We start from the raw sequence: 18,070 nt of genomic DNA, 5'->3' as shown, positions 1-18,070 counted from the left end.
AGGGGATCATCATGAACGTAGCACGCTCTTTCAACAACTGGCTCAAGTACCGGCAGACGGTCTCCGAACTGGGCCGCATGTCCACGCGCGAACTGCGCGACCTCGGCATCGACCGCGCCGACATCCCGAGCATTGCCCGCAATGCCTTCGGCCGCTAACCGCGCCTGAGACCATCAAAGATTTCATGAAGCGCCCGCTCGGAAACGAGCGGGCGCTTTCTATTTCTGACGCTGCTCGTTCGGTCCGGACACTGTCGCTGAGCGCCGCGCTTCGAGCCCCGGAGCCATTCGGCAGGTCGGCGCTTGCGTCCCATATTTTCCTCGGACTGGATGCGTTGAGGGCCTGCGACGCTTGGCGCGTCGACGCGGCAATTTCGATCGGCTAGATCAATGCCGCATGCGCGGAGGCATGGTGGCTCGGCCGCCGCAGAAAACCGTGCCCGCTTCCAACTCGACCAAGCCTTAGATTGAGGCATGCCCGAGCCCGACAGCTCGCGCCGTTGACTCGAGGCGACCCAAGCCCGTCGCACCGGCAAAGGATCTTCATGACCGCGCTCATACAACACGGTTCTGCTCTGTTTCGTGACTATTCACTGGAGATTACCGGCAAGGATATCTGGCAAATCGAAGCTGCGAAATCCGAGATTCCTGCCGGCACGCCAATCAATATCGCCTACCTCGGCAACGAGAGCCACGCGCAACGCATCGAGGCGGCCGCGCGTATCCGGCAATGGGGCTTCGAGCCTGTCCCCATCATTTCGTCCCGGCGGCTGAGATCGGTGCAGGATCGGGACGAATTGCTCACGGGCCTGATCAGCGCAGCGCGTCCTGCCCGGTTCATGTTCGTGGGTGGCGATCCGTCGTCGCCAACCGGTCCCTATAAGGACTCGCTCGATCTAATTGCCGGCGGCATCGTCGCGGACCATGGCATCGTCAACGTCGGGATCGCCGGCTACCCGGAAGGCCATCCGAAGATTGACCAGGCGCGCCTGTGGGTGGCCCTTGGCCAGAAGACCGAGCTTCTGAAGGCCCGCGGCTGCAGCGTCGAGATCACCACCCAATTCGGCTTCGATGCGGATGCGGTCGTCGACTGGATCGCGCAGGTCAGGGCGCGTGGCATCGATGCGCCGATCCGCATCGGCGTGCCTGGACCTGCGGATGTGAAGCGATTGCTGCGGTTTGCGGCGCAATTCGGTGTGGCTTCGTCCGCGGCGATCGTCGGGAAATACGGGTTCTCGCTGGCCAACCTCGTCAACAAGGTGGGGCCGGATCGTTTCATGAGCCGGCTTGCAGGCGGCATGGCGGGCCGCGATCTCGGCACGGTCATGCTGCATCTCTACCCCTTCGGCGGCATTGCCGACACGGTCGCCTGGGCTGCGCGCGCCGCTGGCCGGCAAACGAATGAAAGCGTCGGTGCGCTCGACAGGCCCCGATATTATTGATCGGGCGGAAAACACGTCAACCAAGCGGTGCGAATGCCGTCGCCTTGATCTCGACCAGCCCACCGTCCGGATTGAGGTCGGCCACGGCAAGCTCGACCGCGGCGGGGTAGGGGATAGCAAAGAACTCGTCCCGCACCGCGGCGATCGCGGCCAGTTGCCCCGCCTTGTCCAATGCCAGGCGGTCACTTCCGAACACATGAAACATCTGGAGTTCGACGACGTCATCGAGGCGCGCCTCGCACGCAGCCAGCAATTGCTCGATCAACGTGAAGACACGGCGCAGTTCGCGACGAAATCCTTCGGCGTCCATCGGTTCGGTGTCGCCGTTTGCGGCAACAATGCCGGACAGGTAGACGAAATCACCGGCACGGCGCGCGGGCGCGTAATGAAACTGATCCACATCCGACTGGAGTTCGGCCGGTATCACGACCTTTCCGGTCCGGGTGGGCACAGCGTTGACGGTCGTTCCGATGGGCTGCATCATATTCTTTCTCAAGGTGTTGAGACTTCTTGATCGGCAGCCGGTATTCCCTGCAGTGCGGCGAGGGATGGACCGACGAGGGCTTCGAGCTCCTGTCGGGTCGCGCCATCGCGGGCCTGCATGGAAATGGCTTGCATCATGGCACCGTAATAGGTCGCCAGTGTCGGTATGTCGGTGGTTTGCGGGAGGTCGCCGTCGGCCACGCCGCGCTCCAGCCTTGCGTGTACGCGCTCCACCGTTTCTTTCCTTATGCCTTTGAGCAGGTCGTAGAGTGGCCCGGTTTCTGGCTGGCAATTCATCACGCCGAGAATCAACAGGCAGCCGTTCGATTGCGGTGCCCTAAGCGCGACCTCGATACTGGCGAGAAGCATCGCGCGTATCGCCTGTCGCGCCGTTTCACCCTCATCGAGTGCGCGCATCGGGCCCGATCCTGCTGTCGCGGCATAGAGGCTGACCGCCTCGCGAAACGCGGCTTCCTTCGACCCGAACGCGGCGTAGAAGCTCGGCGGCGTGATGCCGATTGCCGCCGTCAGGTCGTTGAGCTGGGCGGCCTCGTAACCCTTCGCCCAAAACACCTCCGTGATTTTTTGAAGCGCAAGATCGCGGTCGAAACCACGTGGCCGTCCCCTGGTCGCCATGAGCACTCCTTTCTGTAGTGAAGTTTATATAAATAGCAAAAATATCTCCCGCAACCCTGACCGCAGAAATATGTAGTGATAATTATAGAAAGCATTCGCCGGTAGCGAACACCGCTGATCGCCAACCAATTGCTTCTCCGATGCAGACGGATGCCGGGCGGCACTAGAAATGGATTCCACTCAGCCTTACGCGCAAGGAACAGCGCCTCCATATTTGTTCAGCTATGGACAATATCCGGGGCTTGACTACAGTCCCTCGAATAAACGGTTGCGGATCGGCGATGCCGGTCGTTGTTGGGCAATAAGGGCGAGCCAGTCTCGCTGATAACGAGGGACGGGCATGAGGCAGAGCAGTACTTTGAGCGCGCGAAACAACGCATCGATCTATGCGCTGTTTGCCGTTTGCGCGGTTCTCGCCATCATCGGCAGTCTCTTGGCCGGCGGCGATCAATCCGGCTGGCGGTGGTTGCATTACGTCACCAAGCCGACGGCAACGATACTTTTGCTCATTGCTGTTCTACGCAACATCGGCCCGCCATCGCGGGCCTATGGGCTGGCGATTGTCGCCGGGCTCGCCTTTGCGGCGGCAGGCGACTTCTTTCTGATGTTGCCGGGCGACTATTTCCTCGCCGGCCTCGTCTGCTTTCTCCTGACCCACTGCGCCTATATCTGGGCGCTGACCCGCGATAGCCGCTTTGCCGCCGACAAGGGGATATTCGCGATCTTCGCAGGGATCGGTTTGATCGTCATTACCGGATTGTGGTCGTCCTTGCCGCCCGGTATGCGCCTTCCCGTTGTCATCTATGCGCTGGCGCTGGCAGCAATGGCCGCACAGGCAATTTCCCGTGATCGACAGCTGGCGGTTGGAGCGCCGCAGAAATCCGCCGCGCGGTCGGCAGCCCTCGGCGGCCTGTTCTTCATGGTCAGCGACACGCTGCTTGCCTATGGGCGGTTCCGCTGGAACATTCCCTATAATGCCGTCTGGGTGCTGGGTACCTACTACACGGCGCAATGGCTGTTCGCGCGCTCGACTAAAGGCAATGCGCATGCAAGATAACCATCCGTTTCAGCTGCAGCCCAGCTTCGAGCGGCTGCGTGCCGCCTGGCTCGAACAGCGTCCGTCCTACGAGCAGCGCCGGGACGATCTGAAGCGTCTGCGCCGTCTTTTCCGCGAGCGCCTGGATGAGATGTCGAAGGCGGTCAGCGCCGATTTCGGCCATCGCTCAGTTCACGAGACGCTGCTCGGCGAAGGCAGCGTGGTTCTTTCGGAGATCGATCACACGCTGGCCAGACTCAAGGCCTGGATGAAGCCCGAACGCCGGGCGGCCGGATGGAAGCTCTGGCCGGCAAAGGCAGAAATTCGGTTCGTTCCGCTTGGTGTCGTCGGGATCATTTCGCCGTGGAACTACCCGGTCAATCTGGCGCTCGCGCCTCTGGTCGCGGCGATCGGTGCCGGCAATCATGTGCTTCTCAAGCCGTCCGAACATACGCCGCGCACGTCGGAGTTTTTGCGCACGCTCATCGCCGATGTTTTCCCAGACACGCGCGCGACGGTGGTGCTCGGCGGTGCTGATCTCTCGGCGGCCTTTTCCGCCCTGCCGTTCGACCATCTGTTCTTCACCGGCTCCACCGCCGTTGGCCGTAAGGTGATGGCGGCTGCCGCTCAAAATTTGACCCCGGTCACGCTGGAGCTCGGCGGCAAATCACCCGCCATCGTCGGGGAGACGGCGGATTTGCCGCGTGCTGCGAACCGCATCGCCACCGGCAAGTTCTTCAATGCCGGCCAAACCTGCATCGCGCCGGACTATGTCCTTGTTCATGAGAGCAAACGCGATGCTTTCGTCACCCTGCTGAAGCAGCAGATGGGCGAGCGCTACGGTGCCGGCAACGGTTATGAGGACTACACGTCGATCATCAACGAAGCCCAGCACGACCGCCTCGCCACTCTGGTAAACGATGCGCGCGCGCGCGGATACGAACTGGTTTCGCTGCTGGACATGAAACAGATGCCACCGTCGCGGGTGCGAATGCTCGAGCCCACCGTAGTGCTCGATCCGGACCAAGACAGCGCGGTTATGCGCGAGGAGATCTTCGGGCCGATCCTGCCGGTCATCGGCTATCGCACCCCGGCCGAGGCGATCGGCTATGTGCTCGGTCGCGATCGGCCGCTGGCGCTTTATTGCTTCAGCGCAGATGCGGCCGAGATCGAAGCGATCCTCGCCCGTATCGTTGCCGGTGGCGTTTGCGTCAACGATACGCTCTACCAGTTTGCCTGCAACGACATGCCTTTCGGCGGTGTCGGGGCGAGCGGCATGGGCCACTACCACGGCAGGGAAGGGTTCCTGACCTTTTCCAAGTCGATGTCGGTGCTCAGAAAATACGATCCGGCGCCGAGCGATTTGATCTCGCCGCCGTACAAGGGGCTGACGGACAAACTCGTCCGTTTCATCACCTGGATCCCCGGGCGCTGAATGTTTCGGCTGCCCGGGATCACGCCTGGAAAGCGGGCGTGATCGTGCAGTTCGTATTGCAGCCGGTGGTGTATCGTCCTCATATAGGTGATGCCGCCTGTGGCGCCCACGCCGTAGACGCCGCCGGGCGGCCCCGCGCAGAACATCGCAAGGCGAAACTGCAGCCAGTCGGGTTGTTGGGCGAAACCGAGTGAAAGCTGTCAGTCTGTCATCGAAGTCTCTGGAGGAAAGGCAATCGGCAGGTGATGATTGTCGCATGACCGATTCTGTTGCGAGCACCCCTTCATGACCAGTCCCTCCGGGCACCCACTCAATCCGCTGCATCTCCTGGCCGCCTTTGGTACCGGCGGGCTCTTGACCCTCATGGTTCACTTCAACGGCGAACTGGGACGCTACGGCAACGCGTTGTTCTCGTCCTGGGCGGCGCATGGCACGGGGACTGTGGCGGCGCTTGTGATGCTCGCCATGCTTTATCCCTGGCGCAACCGGAATGCCGGGACGAAACCGCATGCGCCGCTCTGGGCCTATCTTGGCGGGATTTCCGGCGGCGTGACCGTCATGTTGACCTCTTTTGCCGTGAACTCACCGCTTGCACTATCCGGGACTCTTGCCTTGGGGCTGGCGGGCCAGGTGGTATTCAGCATCGCTGCGGATCGCTGGGGGCTGTTCGGCCTGCCGATGCGCCGCCCGGATCGCCGCGATCTGGCAGCCATGGCACTGATCGTTGCCGGCAGCGCCCTTATCATCCTGTTCGGCAGAGGCAGCGCATGACCTTGCCGATCCTTCTCGCCTGTCTCGCCGGTGTGCTTGTTGGTGTCAGCCGGCAGGTCAATGGCCGGCTCAGTCTCTCGACGTCACCGCTGATCGCATCGTTCTGGAACCATGTCGTCGGCTTCGTCGCGTTGAGCATTCTTGGGCTGTCGGTCGGCGGGCTGATCCCGGCGGGCGCTGCGGACGCGCCTTGGCACGCCTATCTCGGTGGTTCGATCGGTGTGGTCTTCGTTGCCGCCGGCAGCTGGCTCATCGCGCGCATCGGTGCCGTCAATACCGCCCTGCTGGTGATCGGCGGGCAGATGGTCTCGGGCGTGGCGCTCGATCTGTTGCGGGGAACATCCGCAACCTTCCTTGCAAGCGCCCTTGGCGTGGTTCTGATCCTGGCAGGCATGGCGCTGACTCAACGACGCCGCTAATCGCCGAATTGCGCAGGCAAGCGCCATAGCCGTAATAGGCGGCCTCTGACATCACTCGCTCTGATAGATACTGGCGACAGGCGCCTTGCCGATCATGCCTTGCGCAGGCCCTCGTTCGATCCCGCGCAAGGCAATGGGTCTTAGGCCCGCCGACAGGAATGGTGCCACTGCTTTCGTGGCCTCAATAAGGCGTCCAGACGCGTCGGGAGCGGGCACATCGCGGGCTGCCGGTTGATCCCCAACTTATTGCTCAAGCTGTGGACAGCCTCCGTCCGCATGGAAAAAGCGACGCTGAGCGAAAAAAGCGTCATTCGGGTGTCACGGGCGGCCACTGCCGATCGTCATCAAGGTATCGCGCTTGAGCGTGCAGGCCCAACCCATGGTGATATCGAAATGACTCAACCAACCTCGCTTCTTCTGATCAAAGCCGTACTGCTCTCCGGGCTCGCGCTCTGGCTTGCCGTTATCGTCCTCAACAACGTCGTCGCATTTCGCAATGGCGTCTTTGCGGTTGGTATGCTGATGGGCATGCAGCTCTTCGATCAGGAACCGCCCATCCGTACACCGCTGTTGTCGCGCCGTGTAACGAACGCTGTGTGGCATCGTATGGTCTTCAGCTTCGTTCTGGTGATGGAGGTGGCAACCATGATGCTTTTGGCGGCGGCCGCCATCATGCTTATCGGCACATTCTTCGGACTATCGGACGGTGCCGCCGCGATGATATGGGCGAACCTCGCTCTCGCAGCCTTCATCGCTCTCAGCCTGATCATGCTGCTCGGCGGTGCCTGGTTTGCCTACTATGTCCGTCAGGAGACCATGCAGATCACCCATTTCATCCTGATTGGGCTCGGGGTGGCCGGCACCCTGTTGGTGAACATGCCGATGCAATAGAGTAGCGCCTGACCCTGCGGTTGACGGAAGGGTCAACCTCAGGCTTTGCCTGCTATCGCCACCGCGCGTTGCTTTGGAAGGACACGCCGACAAGGACTCCGATGGCAAAGCCGATCAGTCCCGCCGTACTGACGACCGTCGTCGCGGTGCCCGGGTTGTCCTTTGCCGCTTCGACAACGCTTTGTCCCTGTGTACGCACAACACGTGCGGCCGAGCTCACCCGTCCTCTTGCGTCCTCCGCCAGATCGGCGGCACTGCCTGCAGCCTCGCCAGCGCGTGCGGAGATCGATCGTGTCAGATCGGCAACCTGTGCCCGCAGCTCGGAAATCTGGTCTTCGACGGATCGCTGAATGTCATTTGCCATTTTTTTGCACCTCGTTTGTTCTACAGCGACCTTTGCGCGTCTTATTAGACGCGCAAAGGTCGCTGTAGCACTTTGAATGGCTGCCTGTTTTTATCCTTAAATCGAATAGGATTTAAGGAAACATGCAGCAGCAAGGTACCAACGACGACGGCCGGCTTAAGTTCCGCATGGGATCGTAACCGGGGGCAACCGCCGATGCCGTATCTGAGTATGCGTTGAGTTCTAGCGCGGCTTGAGCGTCTTGCTCATATTGGTGCCGGTGACCCGAAACCCTGTTGCCTCATAGACATGCCGGGCGCGGCTGTTGTCTTCGGCGACGCGCAATTTGATCTGGTCGAACCCGTTTGCCAAGAGCTCGGCCTCAAGTGCTTCGATCGCGAGCTTTCCAAGGCCTTTTCCCTGGTGGGTGGGCAGAATATGGAAATCGCTGATGAAGGCTGAGCGGCCCTTTGCGTCCGGTCGATACCAGAGATAGCCGACATGCTCGGCGCTTTCGCTGTCGATCAGACACAGCAGGACGTTGCCTGGCGTGCCGACGCCTTGCGGCAGGTCCTCGGCGATTTCACCGGTTGCCTGGGCGAGGGCGTCTGCGTCGGGGAGCCCGTAGTTGGCGGCGATCTCCGTGGCATAGTCGGGGATGAAATAGGCGAGATATCCAGCATACTCGCTCTCAAGCATAGGTCTGAATGAGATCATGGCTCTTTCGCATGTCAGCGGCGCCGCCATTCCGACGGCTCATGCCGCGGAAAATTCGTGAACGGCCACGTGGTCTCGTGGCAGCGAGGTAGACGTCAATCGCCCGCCCGACCCCACCCTAAAACTGATGGCGATCGCGTTCCCGGGTCTTCTGCCAGACAAAGGCAGTCGAGCGCAACCGATCTGTTCGGATTTTGATGAGGCAGAGGGATCCCAAAAACAAAAAAGGCCGGCAATGCCGACCTTTTCCCGTTCGCTGCTTTACCCTGCCAGTACATCCGTGGTCAGCGGTTTAGCGCAAACTCTGACCGGAACACATCCGTCTCACCGAGACTGTCTATGCTCAACGATCAATTCGTTATGCCCCATATGGCGAGCGATTGCGGCTATTTCAAGCCCTTACATTCCAAATCCTGTCTTCGGCCCCGGAGACCTGAGGCGGCCAAGGTGCCGATGCTCCGCCACCATTGACGGACCTCAGGTCGGACCTAAATTTCTGCCGATTGCGAACGGAGGATTTCCGGATGGAATTGCACCGCGGTCGGCTGATCGACCATATTCAACTCGTGATCAAGGATCTCGGCGCCAGCCGGAGGTTTTACGAAGCCGTGTTTCAAGCTCTCGATGTGCCGATGGGAGGCGAGGGCAAAGACTACTTCTGGGCCGACGAGCTGTTCGTCTCGACCGCCGACAGCGAAGCGGCCCAGGGAAAGCTGACCGGGCGCCATCATCTCGCGTTCCAGGCCCGGGACCGCACCATGGTCGACGCCTTTCACAGGGCCGGCCTTGAAAACGGCGGTAAGGACAATGGGCCACCCGGCGAACGCCCCTATCACCCAGGTTACTACGCCGCCTTCCTGCTCGATCCGGATGGCAACAACATTGAGGCGGTGTTTCACGGACCGGCGAACCGCAGCGCCAGTTCGGTGAAGATCACGTTCTAAAGCATGTCGCGCAAAAGTGCGCAGCGGTTTTGCGATGACGACATGCGCAAAAACCAGAGCTTAAAGCGCAACAAGCGAATCCTGGAGATCGCGACGCGCTTTAGCGGCTGCCGGGGTGACCCGCCGCTCACGCGCTGCTGTCGCGCCGACCGGCTTGCGTTGCCGCTGTTCTCGACCTGGAATCTGTTCACTTGACATTCTGCTAAAAATAGAACAAAAAGAGAACAGATGTGGAGATGAACGATGACCCGCACTGACATCATCAATCGCGCACTGGCAGCCGTCGCCGACTCCCGCCTGAAGCGAGAGCGCGACAGCGAGCGGCGCAAGCAGATTTTTGGTCGTATCGACCTCACGGCACCCTTGCCGAAACTGAGCCGCGGTGTGCAGCTCAGCTTGAATCTCGATGGCGGGCGGAAACGATCCGAGCCGACGAGGGCGAAGTCCCATTGACCCCGAAGGCCACCGCGATTGGTGGCGCGCAAAGTCGATGCCGAGCGGTTGCTTTCCAATGAAAGAGCACTGTACGCCTTGGTGTGGGACTGCCTGCGGTTAATGCCACGAACGCGGCGGCGCCTAGGATAATCGGTACGACGGGCGGGTATAAAGGCATCTGTCGCGGCCAGAGTCATGTTACCTCAGTGATAGAACCGCTCGGCCACGGTGCCGGGTGAGGCATCCCATCTTCCAGAAACCGTTGTCGGAGGGAGCCTGACTCCAAGTCGGAGCCGCCGCTTTCGCTTCGCCCGCCGCGGCATGCCATGCTGTCTCAATCTAGATCCGTAAGGTGTTCGAACGGTCGGCGCCGACATCAATGTCGGCCCGGCTGGATCAGCCTGCGGACGGAGCGAGATGGCGGTGAACTGCGGAGAACGATGGGACAGGTGGCATCTCGTGCGGTCAGATGTACGCGATTTGCGGCGGTTATGGATCACCGCCGGCCGCGTCCTGAGGAGAGGCGTCCTTGTCGGCGCCATGATCTTGTCCGGCTGCATGGCGCCCGATACGCGCCCGACCAACAAGCCACTTGTCTTCACCACCGGGAGCATCCAACTCCGGGACACGCAAAACTTTGGCGACGTCGGCATCATCATTGCCTTTTCCGGCGGTGGTGCCAGATCTGCCGCCTTCGGCTATGGCGTCCTGTCCGCCCTGGCTGATCAGCCTTCGCCCGGTGGTCTGAGCCGAATGCTCGCCGATGACGTCGCAGTCGTTGCTGGGGTTTCCGGCGGTGCGGTCCTTGCCTCACATTTCGCGCTTCGCGGGCGGACCGGTCTTGACGATTTTCGCCGGAATTTTCTCGGTCAGGATGTGGAAGCCTCGCTGCACACGGCCTTCACGCCGCAAAATCTGCTGCGCGGTTATCAGGGTGGCATGAACGACCTCTCGGGGTTCCCGTCCTGGCTCGATCGCAAGCTCTTCCGGGGCGCGACACTTGGCGACATGAGCCGTCCTGACCGTCCTCGGCTGGTGATCCACGCCACCGACCTCTACAATCGCAACCCGTTCATTTTCGATCGTCCGTCCTTTGCCGCGATCTGCAGCAACTACAATGATTATCCGCTGGCCTATGCCGTGGCGGCGTCCGCTGCTGTCCCGGTGGTGTTTGCGCCGGTTACCCTGCAGAACTTCAGCAAAAGCTGCCTACCAGGCGATGGCGGAAGCCCGCGAGCACAGTCGTCGGCGCGTAGCGCGACGTCGCTTGTCGAGCGCGAATATTGGAATGCGCTCGGCCGCTACGAGACGGCGCCGGATCTGAACTATCTCAAATTATACGACGGCGGCCTGGTCGATGGCATTGGAACACAGAGCCTGCTGCATCTGATGGGCCGGCCAGCGCCGGAACCGCTTCCTGCCGCCCGCGCGCGACGGCTCCGACACCTGCTGGTCATCGTCGTCGATGCCTCGACGCGGGTTGGAGGTGATCTTTCCATCAATGCAAAGAGCCCGAATGCCCCCGATGCGATCGTGGCCGCGATCGATGCGATGATCAACATCCCGAACTTCCAGAGCTTCGATGCCCTGCAAAATCGATTGCCCGTCTGGCGTGATCAGGTCATCAGATGGCGCTGCGCCGCTCAGCGTTCCGGCAAAGGCTGTCGCGATCTCGATGTCGGCATCGTTCGCCTGGCGCTCGCCGATATCGCCGATCCGCCAACGGCAAAACGCATCATGCGGCTGCACAACCGCCTGACGTTGAAGCCCGACGATGTCGACTTTTTGTCAGGCCTTGGCCGACGGCTTCTCATCGAGCATCCGGCTTATCGACAGTTCCTGCAACGCACGGGCAAGGGGATGCCGCTTGCGCGTTCAACGCCAGATCTCCGGCGAGGCGGACTCGTGACGGCCCGGCGGATCACCAGTATGTTCTGACGTTTACGCTCGGCATCGAAGCGATACGAATGCCCATCAGTGGTATCGGCTGATCGCCAGGTCCGCCGTTTCGATCTCGGGCTTGGTGCCGCTGATCAGATCGCTCAGTACGCGGCCCGAGCCGCAGGCCATGGTCCAGCCGAGCGTGCCGTGCCCGGAGTTGAGGAACAGGTTGGCGAAGCGCGTTGCACCGACCACCGGTGTTCCATCCGGCGTCATCGGCCGCAAGCCGGACCAGAAGGTTGCTTGCCTCTGGTTGCCAGCGCCGCCGAACAGGTCTTCGACCGAATGTTCGAGCGTCGCGCGACGTGTCTGGGGAAGGGCACTGCTGAAGCCGGCGATCTCCGCCATGCCGCCGACGCGAATTCGATCGCCAAGCCGGGTGATGGCGATCTTGTAGGTCTCATCCATGATCGTCGATACCGGCGCCCGCGTCTCGTCGACGATCGGAACGGTGATGGAGTAGCCCTTCACGGGATAGACGGGCAGGCGAAGGCCGAGCGGCTTTAGGAGCGCCGGCGTATAGCTGCCGAGGGCGGCGACGAAGATGTCGGAACGGATCTCGCCCTCTGCCGTCTCGACGGCGACGATGCGGTTGCCCTCCTGTCGAAGCCGGCGGATATCGACGCCGAAGCGGAACTGCACGCCGAGGGCCTCGGCGCGTTTCTGCAATTCGTTGGTGAACTTGAAGCAGTCGCCGGTTTCGTCGTTGGGCAGCCGAAGGCCGCCGACGATCTTGTCGCGGACCGGCTGCAGGCCCGGTTCGGCGGCCACGCAGCCGGCCGGGTCGAGCACTTCGAAGGGCACGCCATCGGCCTTCAGCACTTCGATATCCTTGCCGATGCCGTCGAGTTGCTTGGCGGTCCGGAAGAGCTGCAGGGTGCCCTGCGTGCGGTGATCGTAGGCAATGCCCGTTTCCCCGCGTAGCGCAATCAGGCAATCACGGCTGTATTCGGCAAGGCGGACCATCCGCCCCTTGTTGATGGCGTAACGCGCCGAGGTGCAGTTGCGCAGCATTGCCGTCATCCAGCGCCAGGTGGCAGCGTCCACCATCGGGCGGATGATCAAGGGCGCGTGCTTCATGAACAGCCACTTGAGTGCCTTCTGCGGGATGCCGGGTGCCGCCCAGGGCGAGGCATAGCCGGGAGAAATCTCGCCGGCATTGGCAAAGCTCGTCTCCAGCGCGGGGCCGGGCTGCCGATCGAGGACGGTCACCTCGTGACCCGCCTTGGCGAGATAATATGCGGAGGTGACGCCGATCACACCAGCGCCCAATATGGTAATCTTCATCGCATCCTCAGGATCACAGATCGATCGTCAAACTGGCTGAGGTACGCGCAAAATGCTCGCTGTTACCAGCCCCCAACCCCGGCAGAAGTTGCGCTCGAACATAGTGAAATAATCGAGCACGATCATGCGAAGTAGCGCTTGAATATTCGAGTATTCGCTGATCTTAAGAATTATCGGCGGGAAAATGAAAGAATCTGCATGTCCGGTTTGGATGCGATCGATCGCAACATCATTCGTCTGCTGCGTCTCAATGCGCGCATGAGCAACACAAAGCTCGCCGCCGAGGTGGGGCTGTCGCCTTCGGCCTGCCTGAGGCGCATCAATCTGCTGGAGCAGGGCGGCGTGATCCGCGGTTATACGGCGCTGGTCGGAAACGCCGATGGCGACAACGCCATTGCGGTGATCATCAACATCACGCTCGAACGCCAGACCGAGGAGCACCTCAATCGCTTCGAGGCGGCGGTGAGGAAGCACCCGGAAATCCAGGAATGTTACCTCATGACCGGCGGTTCCGATTATCTGTTGCGGGTGGAGGTCGAAAATGCCGGCGACTTCGAGCGCATCCACAAGGAAATCCTTGCGAAGCTCCCGGGCGTGTTGCGCATTCATTCCAGCTTTTCGATCCGCAACGTGCTTGTGTCACGCGCGAGACGGCGCTAGCTCATTCGCGCAGCGAGAACCGTAGCGCGCGGCTTCTGCCCTATGGAGCGGTTCCAGCGGACGATGGCCGATACCAAGCATGTTTCCTCAACCAACCCGTTCACTGGCATTGTCCAAGCAGAGGCCATTGCGACGGCCTCCGCACAGACTTCCGAACGCGGATCAGTGAAGCGCGCGCTGCTCGGGTGGTGTGGATTGCAGCCACGGCGGGAACGCCCGGCTCGAAACCAGACGCGCGATCAGGCGCCCGCTCGGGGATAGGACGTCGACGATCGCGCCCCGATATTCGTATTCCTCGGCGAGTTCGTCGACGATGAGTTGTCCGTAAGCGACCGCACGGCCGTCATTGGGGTGCTGTTTGCCGGCCTGATCGCGGCTCGTCACGCCGGCCGCATGGATATGGTACATGTAGCGGGGCATAGTCCGCCGATCCTTTCCGATTTGCATGGGCTTTCAATGCTTCTCGCATCCACAACCGATGGCGGAGGGATGTCCGAGACACGCGATGACGGGATTTTATAACACGGTTTGTGGGACCGTTCCCGTGACATGGGCGTGACGCTTGCAGTCGCGGTCGCTAATATTCAACTAACCATTTGGAATATTATCGTTTTTTGCCGACTTAGTGGGCGCGCCCACGCGAAGGGGCAACCGTGCGCCGGCATTTCTATGGTCTCTTCAGTCAAGACCCACTGCATGTTTCCCTAACTCCTATTCGATTTAAGGATGGAAACATGCAGCAATTCAAAGTGCTACAGCGACCTTTGCGCGTCTCATAAGACGCGCGGCGCTGTAGAACCTGTATGGTGCCCTCGGAGCGCCTGACCGGCGCTCCGCGCATGGCTGGTCTGCGAAGTCAGGTCTACGAAATCGCGCGCATTTTTGTATAGTCAACTCATCGAAGCGATGCATCTCCTCCCGCAGGACTTCGAGTGTGCAGGCGCTTTCTCCTCCTCCCAACGAGCGCTTGCCGGAATGGCGACACTCCTCCTCCCGGTTGCCATTCAATCCCTTTGAAAGCCTGCCGCACCTCCTCCCGCGGCAGGCTTTTTCTTTTGGAGAGCTGCCTTTATGCAAGGCAGGTCGTCATCACTCAGGATTTGGAATTGAGCCTGGAGCGCGCGGCTGCTCCCGTTCGCAATGCGGCGGCCCAAGTGCATAGGGACGGCACCACAGCAGGTTTCGGCACAGGGGCAACGCAGTTGTGAAATAGAGATCAGGCCAGCCAGGCACACGTCAGGCGCCTCGTCTGTCGCAAATCCTAGCTCGCCCGTCTGGCGAGCCAGTTCTGCCATTCGTTCTCGTTGCCGTGGAAGACATTGAGATCGATCTTGCCTTCGACGCCGTGCGACAGCCCGGAGCCCGAATACTGCCAGAAGATCCACTTGCGGCCTGGATATCTCTTGGAGGGATGAGCTGCCACCGAGCGCAGCCAGAACGGATAGTCGAGCAGTTCGCCGGTCAGGTTGTCCTGATAGAAATCCGGGGCGGTGTAGATGATCGGTCGCTGGCCGTAATGCGCCTCGAGCTTGTCCATGAAGACCTGCATCTTTTCAAGCACACGGGCGCGCGACAGGCGTCGCTTGCAGCTGGACTCACCGTTGTATTCGACGTCGATGACAGGCGGCAGAGCGCCGGCTTCTCTTGGAACATTGCGGATGAACCAGTCGGCCTGCTCGCCGGCCGTGCGGCACCAATAAAAGAAGTGGTAGGCGCCGCGCTTCAGCCCGGCTTCTTTTGCCTTGCGCCAGTTCTTCTTGAACATCGGATCGAGGTGGTCGCCGCCATCCGTCGCCTTGATATAGGCGAAGTTGGCACCTTGCGTGCGCAGCTTGGGCCAGTCGATCTCACCCTGCCAGCGCGACACGTCGACACCATGAACGGCCATCTTGCGCGGGGATGCGCGGCCGAAGTTGATCGGTTTGGCGTCCCGGAAGCGATGGCTGTAGATCTGCGCGCGCGTTCCTGGCGTCGTCAGAACCGCAGGTGTGGCCGGCGTGATCACGGCAACGGGCCGCTCCAGCGGCATGGGCGTTGCCGCCGTCTTAGCCTGCGGTCGGAAGGCTTCCGGTTCCGGTACGGCTCCGGCCCAGGCCAGCACCTCCTGCGGCGGCGCTGCTTGAGCCACTGCGACGCCGACATTGGCCGAAGGCACGGGAGACGTCGGCACGACCGAACTCGTCGTTTCGCGCGACGGCTGCTGCGGCACGATCGTGTCCAGCGTCGAACTGGACGTGCAGCCCGCCAAAACCAGACAGGCAAGGAACATTGCTGGCACAGCTGAAAAACGCATGAGCACCCGTACGCAAAACATTGTCGACGGCGAACAACAGTACCGCCGGGACCCCATTGATGTGAAATTGCTAACGGAAACTTACCGGAAAAGATTAAATACAATCTTTACGATCGACCCCCTTTCCGAAAAGTCGAAGCGGCGAGCATGGCGCAGAGAGAACACGCTTCTTTACAGCGCCGCGCGTCTTATCAGACGCGCAAAGGTCGCTGTAGCACTTTAAATTGCTGCATGTTTTTATCCTTGAATCGGATACGATTTAAGGAAACATGCAGTAGCGCGTCATGCCGGCGGCAGGTCGATCCTGAAACATGCGCCGCCCGATGTCGCGTCGACGATCGCGACATGGCCACCGTGGAGGTGCACGATCTCCCTGACCAAGCTCAAGCCCAGCCCGGCGCCCTTGCCGCCGGGATGAAGCCGGCTGAACGGCTCGAAAATTCGTTCGCGCTCTGCAAGTGGGACGCCGTCACCTTCGTCGCAGATTTCGACGCGCGCCGGCGCCATGACGCGAAAAGTGATCTTGCCGCGACGACCGCCATGCTCGATGGCATTCTGCACGAGATTGGTCAAAGCCCGTTCGAGCGACGAATGATCGCCAAGGACGATCATCGGCTCGTCTGCCGGATCGAAGGACATTTCGTATCCGGCGGCAAAGGCAAGTGGCGCCAGATCGACAATGACGCGTTCGGCGAGTGCCCTGAGGTCGAGCGGGCAAAACGGGGTCGTTCGTTTGCCGAGGCGCTGCAGGTCGAGCAGCTGGCCGGCGAGTGTCGCCAGGCGATTGGTGTCCTCGATCAGCCGCGCCTTGCCGTCGCTCGGCGGCAACGTTGCTACCCGCGTGTTGAGGATTGCAATGGGGGTGCGCAACTCGTGAGCCGCCTGGGCGAGAAAGCGCTTGTGGCGGGCATATCCCTCGTCGAGGCGTTTAAGGGCATTGTTGAAAGCTTCGACCAGCGGCAGGAATTCGGCCGGAACGCCCTTGATCGGCATCTGCACGCCCTGCTGGTCAAACTCGATATGGGCTGCATGGGCTGCTGCATGCGAGAGACCGGCCAGCATCCGGCGAACGACGATCGGCGTGACGATGATGGTGGCGAGTGCCAGCAACAGCAGCATAGGCACGAAAATGGTCAGGAACGCGCCAGAGGTGCCGAGCAGCAGCCGGCGAAGCGTGAGTTGCCCCTCCGTGCCGGTGAAGATCTGGATATTCCCCGCGGGCGAATCGACCCATTTGACGACGGCTTCCGGCCGCGAATCCTTGTCGGGCGAGAGCCTGAAGCGTCCGTCGTTCATCCGGTCGAGACCGGCCGTGGCAAAGGCGAATGCCAGAGGCACCGCGCCTTCGGAAAGCCTGTGTCCGGCGCGGTCGCGAGCGATGAACCAGATCTCGCCTACTTCGCGCCGCAGCCGCGCCAGCTCTGGGGTTTCCTGGACCACGAGGTTGTTCTGCCCATCGCGCACGATCGCGTCCGTGAGCACATCGATATTGCCGTTCTCGTAGCCGTCGATAAGATAGCCAGTCGCCCAGAGCAGACCGACCGCGATGGCGATTACAAGGCTGATGGCGGCTGTTTCGAAGAGCACCAGCCAGCGGACGAGCCGCCATTTGAAGGAGTGCGGCGTGCCGGTGATCATTGCGCTTCCCGCAGGAGGTAGCCGACGCCGCGAATGCCATTGATCGTGACGCCTGCATTGGCGTCGAGAAGCTTTCTCCGCACACGCGATATGTGGGTATCGAGGGCGTTCGACTGGATTTCGTCGTCAAGGCCGAACACGGCTTCCATGAGGGCCGCACGCAGCACCATCCGCCCCATGCGCCGCGTCAGGGTTTCGAGAACCAGCAGTTCACGGCGTGGCATTTTCAGGGGCACGCCATCGACTTTGGCTTCAAGATGGGCGAGGTCGAACGACAGGCGGCCGACCGCCACGACGTCGGATTGTACGGCGACAGGGCGCCGCGCCAGCGCCCGCAGGCGCGCCAGAAGCTCCTCGAATGCGAAGGGCTTGCCGATATAATCGTCGGCGCCGCCATCAAGTCCGGCGACACGATCCGCAAGTTCGCCCAGCGCCGTCAGCACAAGCACCGGCACGCTGTTGCCCCGCAATCTGATCGCCGGGATGAGCGAAAGCCCGTCTCCATCCGGCAGCCGCCGATCGAGCACGACGACGTCATAGACCGCATCGCTGAGAACGAGGGTCGCCTCCGCCAGGTCACGCGCATGATCGACGACCATGCGGTGTTGGCTAAGCGCTGTCTTCAGCGCCCCCGCAAGTTCTGCCTCGTCCTCGACCAATAGCACCCGCATGAAACCGCTTCACTCCGCACGACGCTCCG

Annotated in this window: 21 protein-coding genes; 12 read left to right on the top strand and 9 right to left on the bottom strand. The window is 61.3% G+C overall.

Features of this window, described 5'->3' with window-relative positions:
- Window positions 1-11 precede the first annotated feature (11 nt).
- Both J3R84_RS27795 and J3R84_RS27790 read left to right on the top strand, forming a co-directional pair.
- On the top strand, window positions 12-158 hold the full coding sequence (locus tag J3R84_RS27795) for a DUF1127 domain-containing protein (RefSeq protein WP_067698903.1): 147 nt from the start codon (window positions 12-14) through the stop codon (window positions 156-158).
- Window positions 159-544: 386 nt separating this feature from the next.
- Entirely contained in the window at window positions 545-1,441 is an 897-nt protein-coding gene (locus J3R84_RS27790) for a methylenetetrahydrofolate reductase (RefSeq protein ID WP_203529011.1), read from the top strand.
- A gap of 16 nt (window positions 1,442-1,457) precedes the next feature.
- Here J3R84_RS27790 and J3R84_RS27785 read toward each other — a convergent pair whose 3' ends face one another.
- Window positions 1,458-1,925 carry a Rid family hydrolase gene (locus J3R84_RS27785; RefSeq protein ID WP_171520677.1) on the bottom strand — a complete coding sequence of 156 codons (468 nt, stop codon included), beginning with the start codon at window positions 1,923-1,925 and terminating at the stop codon, window positions 1,458-1,460.
- Between the two features lie 8 nt (window positions 1,926-1,933).
- On the bottom strand, window positions 1,934-2,560 hold the full coding sequence (locus J3R84_RS27780) for a TetR/AcrR family transcriptional regulator (protein ID WP_057207386.1): 627 nt from the start codon (window positions 2,558-2,560) through the stop codon (window positions 1,934-1,936).
- Between the two features lie 340 nt (window positions 2,561-2,900).
- Between J3R84_RS27780 and J3R84_RS27775 the strand changes: the two genes are divergently transcribed.
- From J3R84_RS27775 to J3R84_RS27755, 5 genes are all read left to right on the top strand, one after another.
- Complete coding sequence (locus tag J3R84_RS27775; RefSeq protein WP_057225067.1) at window positions 2,901-3,617, top strand: lysoplasmalogenase; 717 nt, start codon at window positions 2,901-2,903, stop codon at window positions 3,615-3,617.
- Window positions 3,601-5,031: a coniferyl aldehyde dehydrogenase gene (locus J3R84_RS27770; protein WP_371412280.1), complete on the top strand. Its 1,431-nt coding sequence runs from the start codon at window positions 3,601-3,603 to the stop codon at window positions 5,029-5,031. Before J3R84_RS27775 ends, J3R84_RS27770 begins: the two co-directional genes overlap by 17 nt.
- Before the next feature lie 285 nt (window positions 5,032-5,316).
- Window positions 5,317-5,802 (top strand): DMT family transporter, encoded by a 486-nt coding sequence (locus J3R84_RS27765; protein ID WP_057207383.1) that lies wholly within the window; start codon window positions 5,317-5,319, stop codon window positions 5,800-5,802.
- Window positions 5,799-6,221 carry a DMT family transporter gene (locus J3R84_RS27760; RefSeq protein ID WP_038577720.1) on the top strand — a complete coding sequence of 141 codons (423 nt, stop codon included), beginning with the start codon at window positions 5,799-5,801 and terminating at the stop codon, window positions 6,219-6,221. Before J3R84_RS27765 ends, J3R84_RS27760 begins: the two co-directional genes overlap by 4 nt.
- A gap of 276 nt (window positions 6,222-6,497) precedes the next feature.
- Window positions 6,498-7,112, top strand: a complete 615-nt coding sequence (locus tag J3R84_RS27755) for a DUF2165 family protein (protein ID WP_107027650.1) — start codon at window positions 6,498-6,500, stop codon at window positions 7,110-7,112.
- A gap of 52 nt (window positions 7,113-7,164) precedes the next feature.
- Here the strand turns inward: J3R84_RS27755 and J3R84_RS27750 are convergent, their stop codons facing one another.
- Both J3R84_RS27750 and J3R84_RS27745 read right to left on the bottom strand, forming a co-directional pair.
- Complete coding sequence (locus tag J3R84_RS27750) at window positions 7,165-7,476, bottom strand: hypothetical protein (RefSeq protein ID WP_171520678.1); 312 nt, start codon at window positions 7,474-7,476, stop codon at window positions 7,165-7,167.
- Between the two features lie 222 nt (window positions 7,477-7,698).
- The gene (locus tag J3R84_RS27745; protein WP_057214676.1) at window positions 7,699-8,172 is read right to left on the bottom strand and encodes a GNAT family N-acetyltransferase; all 474 of its coding nucleotides are present in this window, start codon (window positions 8,170-8,172) and stop codon (window positions 7,699-7,701) included.
- A gap of 524 nt (window positions 8,173-8,696) precedes the next feature.
- On the opposite strand from J3R84_RS27745, the gene J3R84_RS27740 reads away from it, so the two are divergent.
- The 4 genes from J3R84_RS27740 (at window position 8,697) to J3R84_RS27725 (ending at window position 11,489) form a co-directional block, all read left to right on the top strand.
- Complete coding sequence (locus J3R84_RS27740; RefSeq protein ID WP_171520679.1) at window positions 8,697-9,116, top strand: VOC family protein; 420 nt, start codon at window positions 8,697-8,699, stop codon at window positions 9,114-9,116.
- A 42-nt stretch (window positions 9,117-9,158) separates the two neighbouring features.
- On the top strand, window positions 9,159-9,311 hold the full coding sequence (locus J3R84_RS27735; protein ID WP_171520665.1) for a hypothetical protein: 153 nt from the start codon (window positions 9,159-9,161) through the stop codon (window positions 9,309-9,311).
- A gap of 48 nt (window positions 9,312-9,359) precedes the next feature.
- The gene (locus tag J3R84_RS27730) at window positions 9,360-9,569 is read left to right on the top strand and encodes a hypothetical protein (RefSeq protein WP_025428259.1); all 210 of its coding nucleotides are present in this window, start codon (window positions 9,360-9,362) and stop codon (window positions 9,567-9,569) included.
- Between the two features lie 441 nt (window positions 9,570-10,010).
- Window positions 10,011-11,489 (top strand): patatin-like phospholipase family protein, encoded by a 1,479-nt coding sequence (locus tag J3R84_RS27725; RefSeq protein ID WP_171520680.1) that lies wholly within the window; start codon window positions 10,011-10,013, stop codon window positions 11,487-11,489.
- A gap of 36 nt (window positions 11,490-11,525) precedes the next feature.
- Here the strand turns inward: J3R84_RS27725 and J3R84_RS27720 are convergent, their stop codons facing one another.
- Complete coding sequence (locus J3R84_RS27720) at window positions 11,526-12,779, bottom strand: D-amino acid dehydrogenase (protein ID WP_057207379.1); 1,254 nt, start codon at window positions 12,777-12,779, stop codon at window positions 11,526-11,528.
- A gap of 198 nt (window positions 12,780-12,977) precedes the next feature.
- On the opposite strand from J3R84_RS27720, the gene J3R84_RS27715 reads away from it, so the two are divergent.
- Window positions 12,978-13,439: an Lrp/AsnC family transcriptional regulator gene (locus J3R84_RS27715; RefSeq protein WP_025428262.1), complete on the top strand. Its 462-nt coding sequence runs from the start codon at window positions 12,978-12,980 to the stop codon at window positions 13,437-13,439.
- A 162-nt stretch (window positions 13,440-13,601) separates the two neighbouring features.
- Here J3R84_RS27715 and J3R84_RS27710 read toward each other — a convergent pair whose 3' ends face one another.
- From J3R84_RS27710 to J3R84_RS27695, 4 genes are all read right to left on the bottom strand, one after another.
- A complete protein-coding gene (locus J3R84_RS27710) occupies window positions 13,602-13,859 on the bottom strand; it encodes a hypothetical protein (RefSeq protein WP_128090487.1) in 258 nt (85 codons plus the stop codon).
- Window positions 13,860-14,700: 841 nt separating this feature from the next.
- Window positions 14,701-15,732, bottom strand: a complete 1,032-nt coding sequence (locus J3R84_RS27705) for a GH25 family lysozyme (protein WP_171520681.1) — start codon at window positions 15,730-15,732, stop codon at window positions 14,701-14,703.
- A 282-nt stretch (window positions 15,733-16,014) separates the two neighbouring features.
- Complete coding sequence (locus J3R84_RS27700) at window positions 16,015-17,370, bottom strand: sensor histidine kinase (protein WP_057225059.1); 1,356 nt, start codon at window positions 17,368-17,370, stop codon at window positions 16,015-16,017.
- Complete coding sequence (locus J3R84_RS27695; protein WP_057225058.1) at window positions 17,367-18,041, bottom strand: response regulator transcription factor; 675 nt, start codon at window positions 18,039-18,041, stop codon at window positions 17,367-17,369. Before J3R84_RS27695 ends, J3R84_RS27700 begins: the two co-directional genes overlap by 4 nt.
- Window positions 18,042-18,070: the final 29 nt, after the last annotated feature.

This window comes from Ensifer canadensis (assembly GCF_017488845.2).
GTDB classification, from domain to species: Bacteria; Pseudomonadota; Alphaproteobacteria; order Rhizobiales; family Rhizobiaceae; genus Ensifer; species Ensifer canadensis.
This window is presented reverse-complemented; position numbering and strand designations above follow the sequence as displayed.